This window comes from Colwellia asteriadis (assembly GCF_039523295.1).
In the GTDB taxonomy this organism is placed as follows: domain Bacteria; phylum Pseudomonadota; class Gammaproteobacteria; order Enterobacterales; family Alteromonadaceae; genus Colwellia; species Colwellia asteriadis.
In genome coordinates, this window is record NZ_BAAAFA010000011.1 from 97,535 (window position 1) to 111,966 (window position 14,432).

Sequence of the window (14,432 nt, forward strand, 5' to 3'; positions counted from 1 at the left end):
TGTTTACAAGAAGAATGTGGCTCCCCAAACTGGGCTTGAACCAGTGACACATGGATTAACAGTCCATCGCTCTACCAACTGAGCTATTGGGGAATAAACTTTTTACTTCTGTTTATAAGAAGAATGTGGCTCCCCAAACTGGGCTTGAACCAGTGACACATGGATTAACAGTCCATCGCTCTACCAACTGAGCTATTGGGGAATTATAACTGCTTTTCTTTCGATAAGCTTGCTAACCGTCTCGGCTAACGGGGCGGAATATTAAAGACCTGTGGGCTGAGTGTCAACACAAAAAATAAAAAAAAATTAAATATTTTATTTTTGATGGAAATATAAACATCAACGCTTATTAAATGCTCATTAACGTTGGTTTTTTCATCAGTAATACTACTGTCATTGCTTTTTCACTTATCTCGTTTGTATATTTTATATCGTTGCTGAATGAATATCCAATTCATACAGTTATCCACTAAAGCTGTGGATAACTTTGTGAGTTAAAGTGTTACAAAGTAGGGTACTTTCCATTCTATTGAGCTTGCGCTAAGTCAACATAAAATTGATTTTATATTTTTTCTTTTAAAATCAGTTGGTAATGTGTTTTTCGTGTTTTTTATATTTGGTGGATTGTTTTTTAATCAGTTACAAATTTGGGAAAAATATTGTGTGTTTTTTTATTACCTTATTTTATGACATTGTAATTTAGCATTGCTTAAATGGTGTGAATAACAAGGATTTTTTGATTATTTGTAACATTTAAAAAGTAAACTAGGCTAGGTAAACCACCGTAATTCTTTTACAATAATAACTATAAATTAGTGCTTCCCCTAAATATTACCGATAACTTAATGACAAATAATACAAAGCAAGTTGACCTACTTGAAGATCCCGTTGCTAATACACTAAAACGCATGACGATACCTATGATTTACGGCATGGTATTATTAATGACCTTTAATCTAGTTGATACTTTCTTTGTTAGTTTATTAGGTACGCAGCCTTTAGCTGCTATTAGTTTTACTTTTCCCGTTACGTTCACTGTAATTAGCTTAACTATTGGTCTAGGTATAGGCACTTCAGCAGTCATTGCTAAATACTTAGGGCGAAAAGATCACGAGTCTGCTAAAGACGCTGCTACGGCCGCGCTTTATCTTGCGGCAATTGTTGTTGCGGCAATTTCCTTTGTCGGCTATTTAGTTACCGATGAGCTCTTTATGTTATTGGGAGCCCAAGCGTCAGTATTACCGCTAATTCATCAATATATGGATATTTGGTATGTTGGTAGTGTTTGTTTAATTGGCCCTATGATAGGTAATGCTATTTTGCGTGCCTCAGGTGATACCAAGACCCCGAGCATTATTATGGGAAGTGCAGGGCTTATTAATGCAATATTAGACCCTATCTTTATTTTTGGTGTTGGTCCTATTCCTGCTATGGGAATTCAAGGAGCTGCTATTGCTACTTTGGTGTCATGGATCTTTGGTCTTGTCTTTGTTTTTTATGTATTAACAACCAAACTAAACCTTATTCACACTTCGTTTATTCCCAGCAAACAATTACTGTCTGCTTGTCGTAATATTTTAAAAATTGGTTTACCTGCAGCAGGGGCTAATATGTTAACTCCTATTGCAGCGGCAATAATGACCGCGATTGTTGCCGGTTACGGTGAGTCTGCAGTGGCCGCTTTTGGTGTCGGCTCAAGAATTGAGTCCATAGCCTGTTTGGTGTTATTGGCACTGTCTATGACTTTACCGCCTTTTATTAGTCAGAACTTTGGTGCAGGGCAGTTATCCCGGGTTGAACAAGCTTATAAAAGCACGATAAAATTCGTGCTTGCTTGGCAAATACTTATTTATATTATTCTAGCGGTGAGTGCACCATGGATAGCAAGTATATTTGCCAAAGAGCAAGCCGTAGCTGAGCTTATTACCTTGTTTATTTGGATCCTACCGTTAGGCTACGGGTTACAAGGGGTTATTATTTTAACTAACTCTTCTTTTAATGCGCTACATAAACCCATGGTTGCTTTGGTGTTAAGTGTTATTCGCTTGTTTGTTTGTTATATACCGTTAGCTTTTATTGGAAGTTATTTTTATGGACTCACGGGGCTATTTATTGGTGCACTAGTTGGTATTTTAGTCATGGCTATGATTTCTTATCGTTTATTTATAAAACAATTTTCTAATGATAACTGCTTACTTCAGGAGCATACTTGATGAAATCTTTAACCTTATGCTCTGATTACACGCCAAGTGGTGACCAACCAACAGCAATAAAGCAGTTACTTTCAGGTATTGACTCTGGATTAGCGCATCAAACATTGCTCGGTGTAACCGGCTCAGGTAAAACTTTTACTATCGCTAATGTGATTGAAAAGCTCAATAGACCAACGATGATGTTGGCACCTAATAAAACTTTAGCCGCGCAGCTTTATGGGGAAATGAAAGAGTTCTTCCCAGACAATGCCGTGGAATATTTTGTTTCATACTACGATTATTATCAGCCAGAAGCGTATGTGCCAACTACAGATACCTTTATTGAAAAAGATGCTTCGGTTAATGAACATATTGAACAAATGCGTTTGTCTGCAACCAAAGCGTTATTAGAGCGACGTGATGTCATTATTATTGCTTCGGTATCCGCTATTTATGGTTTAGGTGATCCTGACTCTTATTTAAAAATGATGCTCCATATCAGTCAAGGCGACATCATTAACCAGCGTGATATTTTACGCCGTTTAGCTGAATTACAATATACACGTAATGATGTCGCTTTTGCGCGAGCTACCTACCGTGTTCGCGGTGATGTTATTGATATTTTTCCTGCCGAGTCAGATCGTTTAGCATTACGAGTGGAGCTTTTTGATGAAGAAATAGAGCGTATTAGTCAATTTGATCCCTTAACTGGGCAAGTTGAGCGTACGCTCGCACGTGTTACGGTATACCCTAAAACGCATTATGCTACCCCACGAGAAAAAATATTAGCAGCGGTTGAGCAAATTAAAATAGAGTTAAAGCATCGCTCAGAGCAGCTTAAAAGTAATAATAAATTAGTTGAAGAGCAGCGAATATCACAAAGAACACAGTTCGATATTGAAATGATGACTGAGCTTGGCTATTGCTCAGGTATAGAAAACTACTCTCGTTATTTATCAGGCCGCGGCGCTGGTGAAGCACCACCTACATTATTTGACTACTTACCGGATGATGGTTTACTTATTATTGATGAGTCGCATGTTACAGTACCGCAGATTGGCGCTATGTATAAAGGTGATCGCTCACGTAAAGAAAACTTAGTAGAGTACGGTTTTAGATTACCATCAGCGCTCGATAACCGCCCGATGAAATTTGAAGAGTTTGAAGCTTTATCTCCGCAAACCATTTATGTTTCGGCAACGCCTAGCCAGTATGAAATAGACAAGTCGGCAGGCGATGTTGCTGAGCAAGTTGTTCGACCAACCGGTTTACTCGACCCTGAAATTGAAGTGCGGCCAGTAGAAACACAAGTCGATGACTTACTGTCAGAAATACATAAACGCTTACCACTTAATGAACGAGTATTAGCAACTACGTTAACTAAACGTATGGCAGAAGATTTAACTGATTATTTAGATGAGCATGGTATTAAAACACGTTACCTTCACTCTGATGTTGATACCGTCGAGCGTATGGAAATTATTCGAGATTTCCGTTTAGGTAAGTTTGATGTTTTGGTCGGCATTAACTTGCTCCGAGAAGGGCTTGATATGCCCGAGGTTTCTCTCGTTGCTATTCTTGATGCCGATAAAGAAGGCTTTTTACGCTCAGAGCGTTCATTGATACAAACCATTGGTCGTGCGGCACGTAATTTGAACGGACGAGCTATTTTGTATGCCGACCGAGTGACTAAGTCAATGCGTTTTGCCATTGATGAAACAGAGCGAAGACGAGCTAAGCAGCATCAATTTAACCTTGATAACAATATCACGCCGCAAGGGGTCATTCGTAAAATCACTGATGTGATGGATGTTGGTACATACAGTGATAAAAAGCAGCTTAATAAAGTAGCAGAGTCTATTGCTCAGTATAATGTTGATGAGGAGGTACTCAGTACTAAACAAATTGACGATAAAATTACTGCGCTTGAGAAACAGATGTTAAACCACGCGCAAAACCTAGAATTTGAGCAAGCGGCATCGATACGAAACCAAGTAGCAAAGTTAAGAGTACAACAGCTCTCAAGTTAATATTTTTATTTTAATTAACTAGCAACGATAATACAGTTTCTGCCATTGTCTTTTGCTTGATATAAGGCAATATCGGCTTGATTAAATAGTTGGTTGAAAGTTACTTTTGAAGAGGATAGCTCTGCAATGCCAAAGCTAGCAGATATGTTAATTGTATGCTTGTCTACCACGATGGGCTTATTTTCTATCGCTTTTCTAATTCTTTCTGCTATTTCATAAGCTTGTGTTGCAGAAGTATTAGGTAACACCACTAAAAACTCCTCTCCACCTATGCGACCTAATATATCATTCGCTCTTACGTATTCATTGCCAATAGTGGCTATTTTCTTCAACACTATATCACCAGTGGTATGCCCGTAGGTGTCATTTACTTTTTTAAAGTGATCTATATCAAAAGCGATAATTGCAAAGTTATGCTGCTCATTTTTGGCTTGTTCAAGTATCTTTTCAGCATAGCTGAAAGTATATCTGCGATTAGCCAACTCAGTTAAGGTATCTGTATTTGCCAATTTATGTAGTACTTTACTCGTTCTGCTTTGACGGTAGATAAAAAAGGTTAGGCTTAGGGCAAAAAGAGAGACGAGAATAATGAAAAGTGTTTGAAGCTCTTGCTTTTGTTCTGCATTTTCAAGCGCGGCTTTATCGAGTAAATTATCACGCTCCAGTAGTTGATTTTTTAACAGTGCTTGATCGGTATCAAACATGATTTTGTATTTAGAGCGAATGATTTCTCGCTCTGTGTTTTGATAGCTGCTGACAAGCTCATGGGCATCCTTTTGGTATTGATAAGCACTTTGGTAATCGTTATTAAATACAGCGATTTTAGCTTTTAAGTTTAAAACCTTGGCATACCATGATAGTACTTTTGTTTTATCTATAGTTGCTAGTAAATCGTCTGCTTGCTGTAGATAACTAAGTGTTAAAGGAATATCTTTTTCAGAAAATGCAATTAAAGCACTTAAAACAATATCATCTAACTTCCTAAAAGGATTGTCGGAGTTTGGGCGTTTTTCTTTATACAAAGCAAAATAGTGTTGCGCTTTAACATCTTCACCTTTCCAAAGGTAAGATTTTGCCATACCTGAGTACGCAACATGAATAGGATGACCTTCAACGACAGAAGATAACTCAACAATACGCTGGTAACTTTCAATGGCATCGTCATAAGCATTCATTTTCATATAGGTATGCGCGAGGGTATTATGTGCAGATACTTCATCAAAAAAGTATTGATGCTGATTTAAGTACTCAATCGCTTCGTTAGCTAAACTAATAGCTCTTTCATAATCATATACATTGGAGTAAGCATGAGACATTTGTATTTTTAAATAGGCAAGCTCTAGCTTGTCATCTAACGCTTCAATATGTAAATAAGCTTGATGAAAGTATTTTAACGCCTCACTATCGTCATGATTGTATAGGTATGAATTGGCGATTACCGCATAAGTTTCACCAACTAATACATCATTTTCACTCTCTTTTGCATTTTTTTCAGCTTGTAAATATAGTGCCATCGCTTCTTTAGGTTTGCCTAGCTCATCAAGCACTCCGCCATGCGTTAATAATAATGAAATACCATCATGGTTTGTTAAATCGGTTTTTAAACGATAAAACTGATTAATATGATTAAGACTCTTTTCTAAATCGCCTAAATAAAAATGATATTCGGCTAATCTAGCAAGTAAAGCTGATTGAGATAAAGGAGATAGGCTATCTTTATGTTTATCAAGAAGGTCGCGAACATACTCTAAAGCGAGTAGGGGGTTTTTATCATTAAGAGTATCGGCTTTAAAAAGCGCTTCTTGAAACCACTCAGAGTTGATAGTGAATGCGTTAGCTTTTATGCTGTAATTACTGGTGAAAAAAAGACAAAATAACACGATTAAACACGCGTTTATTTTTATTTTATACGTGTTCGAAAACAGGAATTGATTACTCATAACTAAACACTCTTCACTTTATATCACTTTTTATCATGCTTTTAATTGTTTGATTTTGCAAGTGAAGAAAGTGTAATTCTCTGTAAATACAGTTAACAGAGCCTTACGTAAAAATATTGCTCAGAGCACTTAATTATTTCCTATCTTTAGCTACTTGAGGCGCTATTAGTGATATCAAGTATTCAATTGAATAATATACTAAGATTACTCTTTTAAACCTCCTCGTGAGTAACGACCAATAATTGCAGCAACAGAGTTACTATTACATTGTGGTAAACGACTAATTTCATCAATTATTTTATCTTGTGTATCGATAGGAAAAAGTAATATTTGCTCTAAATAGATGTGTGCTTGAGCCTCATTATTAGCATTAATAATTTGCATTAAATATTGTGTTTGGCACTTTTGTATTGCACTCATAAGGCACCTTGATTTAGGTTGGAACACTTATAAGTCTACAACACACGTCATATAAGGTTAGATGAAATTTGTCTTAAAAAAGCTTTCTATGTAAGATTCAATTATGTAAGATTCAATATAAAGGCTTCTAAGTGCTTAAATGTCTCATGAAGTTATTTACCTTAAATAAACGTTATTGTTTATTTCCCACAATGAGGGCATATATCATTGTGGTGCTCCTCTTTGATACGTTCAATACTTCGTTGCAGCTCTTCAGGGTCTATATCAAGTTTAGTAGCGAGCTTTACTAAGGCTTGATATTCAGTTTGATCAATATAACCATCACCTAAGGCATCTTCAATATGATCATTTAAGTTGGTTTTTCTTTCTCTTAACTCTTCACCAAAGCGTGCTGCTAACATACCGGCAGGCAATGCGACTAAACCGACACCAATTAACATAATAAAAGCGGCAACAACTTTACCAAAAACAGTAACCGGCACAACGTCGCCATAACCAACGGTTGTCATGGTAACAACAGACCACCATAGCGACTTTAAAATACTGCCAAATACCGCAGGTTGTAATTTACCTTCAATAGCATGCATTAAACTTGCAGCAATAATAATGAGAAATATCATAACCATCATGGCCGCGGTCATGGTTTTTAGTTCTTTAATAATTACTGTAGTAAAAATATTAAAGCCTTTAAAGTAATGATTTAATTTAAGTAAACGTAATACGCGCAGCAAGCGTAATGACCGTAAATCAATGGTAAAGAACATAGCGATTAAAAAAGGCAAAATAGCAATGAGATCAATCAAGGCAATGGGGCTGACACAATATTTTAATCGCGCTTTACTTGTGGAGAGGTGTTGATAAGTTGGGTTTTCAACGTTGCACCATACGCGTAGTAGGTATTCAATGAAAAAAATCGATAAAGAAATAATTTCAAATAAAGCGAATTGTTGTCGATAAGCCTTGTGGTAATCAGGCTCAGACTCAAACATGGCAGCAACAACATTACCGACAATTAAGATAATTAACATAATGTTAATTATCTTGGCAAAGTAGTTCTTATGAATATCTCCCTCAAGTAATTGGTACATCTTAGCGCGATAAGACAATTGGCTTGATTGAGAAGGATCAGTAACGGTTACTTTGCTCATTCTTGTGGCATCCCTGATTGAATACTGAGTTATTTGTATATTACTTATACTGATAGGCTAGTGCTTTTAATGCGCGCAGTTCAACACTCATAAACTAGTGGGTCTGTTACATTGTTCTCTTCAAAGGCTTCAAGGCGTTCTTGGCAAGCACCACACTTACCGCAAGCTTTATTGCGACCGTTATAACAGGTCCATGTATTGCTATAGTCTAAGCCCATAGCGATACCATCTGTTAAAATGGCGGTTTTGCTAACGTCTAAATAAGGGCTGAATATTTCTACGCTTTCATAGTTTGCGATCATGCACACATCATTCATTTTTTGCACAAATTCAGGGCGACAATCAGGGTAAATCGCGTGATCGCCAGAGTGTGCACCATAGTAAACTTGTCCAGCACCTACCGATACCGCATAAGCAACGGCTAATGACAATAAAACCATATTGCGATTTGGTACTACGGTTGACTTCATATTTTCAGCTTCGTAATGTCCTTCTGGAATATCAATATCGTCCGTTAATGAAGAACCCGCAAGCAGTTGATTAATGGCCGAAATATCAATTACTTTATGATTAATCTTAAGATCTTTACACACATGGCTTGCGCACTCTAACTCTTTAACATGACGTTGCCCATAATCAAACGATAACGCATAAACTTCTTTGCCATCTTTTAATGCACGATTTAGCACAGTAAAAGAGTCCATGCCGCCAGAATAAATAACAACAACTTTTTCAGCCATTTCTAAGCTCTCTTGAGGTATAATAATAAACGCTACGCATTTTACGCGAAATAAACCACAGGCTAAAGTATAAAAGTGAATACAACTGCAGATATCGTTAAATATAAAATCAATGAACTATTTGAAACCATTCAGGGAGAGGGCTCATATACTGGACAGCCGTCTATCTTTATTCGCTTACAAGGCTGCCCTGTGGGTTGTTCTTGGTGTGATACTAAGCATACTTGGGATGTTGAACTTAGCGATGAAGTAAGCCCTGAAAAAATGCTGGCTAAAACTCATGAAACACCATTATGGGCAAGTTTTACCCCACAAGATATTCTGACCTTAGTACAGCATAAAGGCTATCAAGCTAAACATATTGTTATTACCGGCGGTGAGCCCTGTATGTATGATTTAACACCGCTATGTGAGCTTTTTGAAGAGCAAGGTTACAGTGCTCAAATTGAAACATCAGGCACTTTTGAAGTGAAAACAACGGCCCGTTGTTGGGTAACCGTTTCACCTAAAGTAAACATGCGTGGTGGTTATGAGATTTTAACAAGTGCCATGTCACGTGCTAATGAAATAAAACACCCTGTAGCGACAGAGCAGCATGTGGATGACTTAAAAGCATTACTCAAAGCACATAATATTGTCGATACCGCAATCTATTTACAGCCGATTAGTCAGAAGAAAAGAGCAACCGAGTTAGCGATAAGCACTTGTATTGCCAATAATTGGCGTTTATCAATTCAAGTACACAAGTACATTGGTATTGAATAAGGTCTGAGTAATCTTACTTGTAGGTTAGCTAGCGGCAACTTTGGGCACACGTTTAGAAACACGAGTTAATAACTCATAATTGATAGTGTCACTACTTTTAGCGACGCTATCAATGCTAATATGCTTACCCCATAACTCAACTGAGTCGCCAACTGCTACGACAGTTAAATCGGTGACATCGACAGTAATCATATCCATTGATACCCGACCAACAATTGGCACAACGCGCCCGTTAATAAACACAGGAGTACCTGATTTGGCATTTCGCGGATAGCCATCAGCATAACCAATAGCTACTGTAGCAATTTTGCTGGTGCGTGTTGCTGACCAAGTATCGCCATAACCAACGGTTTCACCTATTTCAACTTGATGAATAGCGATGATCTTCGCTTGTAAGGTCATTACTGGATTTAGCTGTTCAGTTAATAAATTATTGTCTGTTGGACTTATTCCATAAAGCGCTAAGCCCAAGCGGGTATAGTCGCCATGACTCGCGGGAAAATTAAAAATTCCGGCAGAATTTGCCATGCTAAATTGACATGAATATTTTTCTACTAAAGGCTTTAATCGTGCTAATTGCTCAACAGGCTTGCGACTGGTTATTTGCTCAGAAGTAGAAAAATGTGAACACAATACCAAGTTTTGTTGGGTGGTTGTGTCTAGTTTGCTGATAATGTTATCAATATCGTCAATAGCAAATCCTAAGCGATTCATGCCGGTGTCTACTTTTAACCAAATATTTTGAGTAAGCTGTGGTTGGTGTGACAGTAGCCAATCAATTTGATAATCACTGTGAAGCATTAATAAAAAGTTATGCTCGTGAGCAATAGTAAAATCACTTACTTTAAAGGGACCTTCAAGAATTAAAATATTATTTTTTATACCACTTTGGCGTAGCGCTAAAGCTTCATCAATAAAGCCAACGGCAAATAGCTCAACATGTGGACTTAACGCGTGTGCTACTAAATTAGCATCGTGACCATAAGCATCGGCTTTTACGACAGCAATAGTGTTGCTCTGTGGAGCTATGCTGGCGACATATTGGTAATTCTCAACTAACGCATTTAGATCGATTGTGGCTTGAGTGTCTCTTGAAATATAACGCATGGAAAATAATAAACAGCCCGAATAAAAGGTAAAAACCTAACATAAAACAATAACTCAAGTGTATCATGGTAATGATAAACAGTGGATAGTAAATATTGTAAGGAGCGTTTACAACGATGGATATAAATACAGAGAGTAAAGGGTTGGGCGTTGTTGTGATCACAGGTGGCAGTCGAGGTATTGGAGCACAAACGGCTCGTTTATTTGCCAAGCATGGTTATGCGGTCTGTATTAACTATAAATCTCAAGCTGAGCCAGCAAAGAAATTGGTAACTGAAATAACGCAAGGCGGTGGTAAATGTATTGCTGTACAAGCGGATGTTTCGCAAGAGTTAGATGTAGAACGTTTATTCGCTACCACAGCGGCGAAATTAGGTAAGGTTAAAGTACTAGTCAACAATGCAGGTATTTTAAAGCCACAAATGCGTCTTGTTGACATGAACGCCGCACGTATTAATGAGGTATTACAAAATAATGTTACCAGTTATTTTTTATGCGCGCGTGAAGCGGTAAAAGTAATGTCGACAACATACGGCGGCAGTGGTGGCACTATTGTTAATGTATCATCTGGTGCGGCACGTTCAGGATCGCCCAATGAATATATCGATTATGCTGCATCTAAAGGAGCGATAGATACTTTAACTCGAGGCTTAGCCTTAGAAGTTGCAAAGGAAGGAATACGGGTTAATGGTGTTAGGCCTGGGTTAATTTATACGGATATGCATGCAGATGGCGGCGAACCAGCACGGGTTGAACGCTTAAAAAACATCATTCCTATGCAAAAGGGTGGGCAAGCCATAGAAGTTGCCGAAGCTATCTTATGGCTAGCATCGGCGTCCTCGTCGTTTACCACAGGCAGTTTTATTGATGTTACCGGTGGGCTTTAGCCTATTTATACACTGGCAATAGTGGCAAACTTTGCTTGAGTAATTGTTTTGAGATCATGAGGAGCGAGTGCTATTTCTAAACCACGTTTACCGCCGCTAACATACATAATATTTAGCTTTTCGGCACTGTTATCAATGAGCGTTTTTAGCGGTTTCTTTTGCCCTAAAGGGCTCACGCCACCTAAAATATAGCCTGTTGTAGCTTCTACACGTTTTGCATCGGCTAGACTCGCTTTTTTAACATTTAAGTTTTTAGCCACTGCTTTTAGGTTAAGCTGTGTATTAACGGGCACAATAGCCACAACCAATTGTTGAGTGTCGGTGTTAATCACTAAGGTTTTAAATACTTGCTCAGCAGGTAACGATAGCTTTTCTACTGCTTCAAGCCCATAAGAAGTGCTATTTATATCATGGTGATATTGAAGTAACTCAAAGGGAATTTTATACTTTTTAAGTAATAATACTGCAGGCGTCATAACGAATATTGCTCTGTTATTTATTAATGCACGATGAAGTTTATTTTCATTATGCCCTAATAAATAATTTACAGCTAACAGAGAGTTTTTTCGTTAAGTATTTTTTTAAACTGAAGAGTAAACTCTTTAACTTGCGCTCAGGTTATTTAATATTTAAAAATAGATAACTGTTGCTTTAAGGTATTCGCTTGGTTGAGTAACTCCTGTGATAAATGTTGAGTATTTTCGGTTTTTTCTAATATATCAACAGCTGAGGTAGCAATATCGACACCATTAACATTAATCTCCTCAGTAACTGTTGACTGTTGCTCTGCTGCGGTAGCAATAAGTAAGTTCATATCGTTTAAGGAATGAATCATAGTGACTACTTCGGTTAACATTTCACCATTAAGTGCACAAGAGTTTATTCCTTTCGTTGTCATTTTGGCTGCCTCTGAGGCTAATTTCACTGTATTTTGCGTACCATTTTGTAGTGCCTCAATTTTTCTTCTGATCTCTTCGGTTGAAGCTTGAGTTCTACTGGCAAGGGTTCTTACTTCATCAGCAACTACCGCAAACCCTCGACCTTGTTCACCAGCTCTAGCTGCTTCTATTGCAGCATTAAGCGCTAATAAATTGGTTTGTTCAGCAATTCCTTGAATTACATCAAGTACAGAGCCTATAGAAATGCTTTCTTGCTCTAAGGTGTTTATTGAGGTGCTCACTTGTATCATATGCTCGTTAAGCAAAGTCATATCATTACCTAAACTACTCGCTACCCCAGATGTTTCAAGACATTTATCGTTGGCTTCTTGTACCGAGTGCGCCGCATCTTTGGCTTGCTCGGCAACCCCCTGTACAGAGGCGCTCATTTCATTAATCGCAGCTGCAACAGATTCAGCGTTTTGTGACTGACTGGCGGTACTACTTTTAGCATGCTCCATTTCACTAACAATCGCTTCACTATGCACAGAGAGCTTATCAGCACTCTCGTTGAAGTTTCGCATTACTGATTGTAATTCTTTAAAAAAAACATTTAAGCTGTGCGCTAACATTGCAAGTTCACTGCTACCTTTTTCATTAAGCGTTAAGGTCAAGTCCTTGTTAGTGGTGGTTTTTTCTATTTGAGTGATGACATCAATAATAGGGCGGGCAACACTTTGACTAATTAACCAACCAATAAGGCTAGCGACAATAAGCAAGATCAGAAATATCCATAGCACAGTGAGTAAAAGCTCTTGCTCTGTGTGTTTAATATCTAAGGTCGATTCTTTTTCGTCTAATTCACTTAAAATAGCCCAGCGCAGACCAAGTACGTCCAAAGGTGCATATGCTGATAATACGTTTTCACCACGATAGTCTTTAAATATACCAAAGCCAGACTCACCGGTTAGTGCTTTAGCTACCCCCGTAGAGTTTATTTTCTGCAAGCCAATAGCAGAGGAGTTAGCGTCAATTAAGGCAATAGTTTTAGTATCAAGGGTGTTAGCGAGAAAGGATAAATAGTTACTTTTATCTTCAATAAGAAAGCGACTCTGACTACGCATTAATTTATCGCTACCAACAAGGTAGGTTTCGCCAGAATCACCTAAACCAATATCTTTCCATTTATTATCATAAGTCATTAATGAATTTATTTTATCGACGGGCATTTGAAAAATAAGTACGCCAGTAGTGTTGTTATTACTAACAATGGGCGTAGCAATAAATGAAGCCGCATTATTATATGATGGGTAATAGGGCGAAAAATCCTCTAAAATGCTTTGACCTTTTGTTAAGTTTTTCGCTTTGTTAAATGCTCTAGCTAAGCCCGAATCAACATAAGGGCCGGTTAGTAAATTGGTCGCATAATCGAGTTCTTTATAAACGGAATAAACCACATTGCCTTGAGTATCAACTAAAAAAATATCGTAGTAACCAAAAGACTCTAAGAAAAAGTTAAAATGACGGTGAAAGTTGTTGTGAATACTGTGATATTGAGCATCACCCACCCCTTGGTTAAGTTTATTCTTTTTACCTATCGGATTTTTGTTATTACTGATGTAACTCGATTGCAACGCTTTAGCAAAGGGCGATAGTTTATTAAATTTTGTTGTTGCTTGGGCTTGTTCGTCGGCATTGAGTTTTAAGAAGTTGTTCGAAAAATCTTTTTCATAGTAATGTTCTAACGCTTTATGATCTTCATTACTAAGCTCTGTTTCATAAAGCGAGAATGCCTGTGAAAAAAGCTCAATGGCAGTAGTTACTAGCTTGCCATCAGCAAAGGTTATTAATTGATTATTAATGGTATTAAAGTAGTCGGTTATTTGCGCGCGTTTAATTTCTCTAATCGAAATTAGCTGATTTTCCGAGCGTTGATTAATCGTTTGCTCTGATAGATTTAAGCTTCTCCATGCCACCATACCACCAGACGCTAAAATTCCTATGGTTGCCATAAACAAACAGGCAAGAATTATGCGTGTTGATATTTTCATTGTTAGCCCTTAACGGATAGTTAACAAACAGGGAGTACAATTAAGTGTAGACGTTTTTAGCTATTAGTTATGAATCGATAGGTATTTTTTATCCCTTAGCAAGGAATGCACAATGGGAGTTATTGATCTTTAAAGATTATTTTTGACAAAAAATATTAGCTAGGTAATTTTGTTCGAATATTGCTTCAGAGGGAAAATATCGGTGGTTATTAATTAGAGGAAACGGCGTTATGGCCAATAATACGTTATTGGCCATAAGCAACACGGATAGCAT

General features: G+C 37.6%; 11 protein-coding genes and 2 tRNA genes. 4 read left to right on the forward strand and 9 right to left on the reverse strand.

The features are described 5' to 3' along the window. Positions 1-17: 17 nt before the first annotated feature. Positions 18-93: transfer RNA gene (locus ABD005_RS15385), tRNA-Asn, on the reverse strand. A 33-nt stretch (positions 94-126) separates the two neighbouring features. Then, positions 127-202 (reverse strand) — tRNA-Asn (locus tag ABD005_RS15390). Positions 203-845: 643 nt separating this feature from the next. Between ABD005_RS15390 and ABD005_RS15395 the strand changes: the two genes are divergently transcribed. Both ABD005_RS15395 and uvrB read left to right on the forward strand, forming a co-directional pair. Next, positions 846-2,213: an MATE family efflux transporter gene (locus ABD005_RS15395; protein WP_215980002.1), complete on the forward strand. Its 1,368-nt coding sequence runs from the start codon at positions 846-848 to the stop codon at positions 2,211-2,213. Next, positions 2,213-4,222, forward strand: a complete 2,010-nt coding sequence (gene uvrB / locus ABD005_RS15400) for an excinuclease ABC subunit UvrB (protein WP_343818531.1) — start codon at positions 2,213-2,215, stop codon at positions 4,220-4,222. Before ABD005_RS15395 ends, uvrB begins: the two co-directional genes overlap by 1 nt. Positions 4,223-4,236: 14 nt before the next feature. Here uvrB and ABD005_RS15405 read toward each other — a convergent pair whose 3' ends face one another. The 4 genes from ABD005_RS15405 to queC all read right to left on the reverse strand — a co-directional run bounded on the left by ABD005_RS15405 (position 4,237) and on the right by queC (position 8,470). Continuing rightward, entirely contained in the window at positions 4,237-6,162 is a 1,926-nt protein-coding gene (locus tag ABD005_RS15405) for a tetratricopeptide repeat-containing diguanylate cyclase (protein WP_343818533.1), read from the reverse strand. Positions 6,163-6,366: 204 nt separating this feature from the next. Further along, positions 6,367-6,582 carry a hypothetical protein gene (locus ABD005_RS15410; RefSeq protein WP_343818535.1) on the reverse strand — a complete coding sequence of 72 codons (216 nt, stop codon included), beginning with the start codon at positions 6,580-6,582 and terminating at the stop codon, positions 6,367-6,369. 179 nt (positions 6,583-6,761) lie between these two features. Further along, positions 6,762-7,730, reverse strand: a complete 969-nt coding sequence (locus ABD005_RS15415) for an ion transporter (protein ID WP_215979998.1) — start codon at positions 7,728-7,730, stop codon at positions 6,762-6,764. A gap of 80 nt (positions 7,731-7,810) precedes the next feature. Then, the gene (gene queC / locus ABD005_RS15420) at positions 7,811-8,470 is read right to left on the reverse strand and encodes a 7-cyano-7-deazaguanine synthase QueC (protein WP_343818537.1); all 660 of its coding nucleotides are present in this window, start codon (positions 8,468-8,470) and stop codon (positions 7,811-7,813) included. Between the two features lie 75 nt (positions 8,471-8,545). Here queC and queE point away from each other — a divergent pair, with 75 nt between their 5' ends. After that, complete coding sequence (queE, locus tag ABD005_RS15425; RefSeq protein WP_343818539.1) at positions 8,546-9,235, forward strand: 7-carboxy-7-deazaguanine synthase QueE; 690 nt, start codon at positions 8,546-8,548, stop codon at positions 9,233-9,235. 24 nt (positions 9,236-9,259) lie between these two features. Here the strand turns inward: queE and alr are convergent, their stop codons facing one another. Then, positions 9,260-10,342: an alanine racemase gene (alr, locus tag ABD005_RS15430; RefSeq protein ID WP_343818541.1), complete on the reverse strand. Its 1,083-nt coding sequence runs from the start codon at positions 10,340-10,342 to the stop codon at positions 9,260-9,262. Positions 10,343-10,458: 116 nt separating this feature from the next. Here alr and ABD005_RS15435 point away from each other — a divergent pair, with 116 nt between their 5' ends. Continuing rightward, entirely contained in the window at positions 10,459-11,229 is a 771-nt protein-coding gene (locus ABD005_RS15435; protein WP_215979995.1) for an SDR family oxidoreductase, read from the forward strand. Between the two features lie 5 nt (positions 11,230-11,234). Here the strand turns inward: ABD005_RS15435 and ybaK are convergent, their stop codons facing one another. Together ybaK and ABD005_RS15445 are read right to left on the reverse strand one after the other, a co-directional pair. Beyond that, the gene (gene ybaK / locus ABD005_RS15440) at positions 11,235-11,705 is read right to left on the reverse strand and encodes a Cys-tRNA(Pro) deacylase (RefSeq protein WP_343818543.1); all 471 of its coding nucleotides are present in this window, start codon (positions 11,703-11,705) and stop codon (positions 11,235-11,237) included. 146 nt (positions 11,706-11,851) lie between these two features. Next, positions 11,852-14,158, reverse strand: coding sequence for a methyl-accepting chemotaxis protein (locus ABD005_RS15445; protein WP_343818544.1), 2,307 nt, complete (start codon positions 14,156-14,158; stop codon positions 11,852-11,854). Positions 14,159-14,432 lie beyond the last annotated feature (274 nt).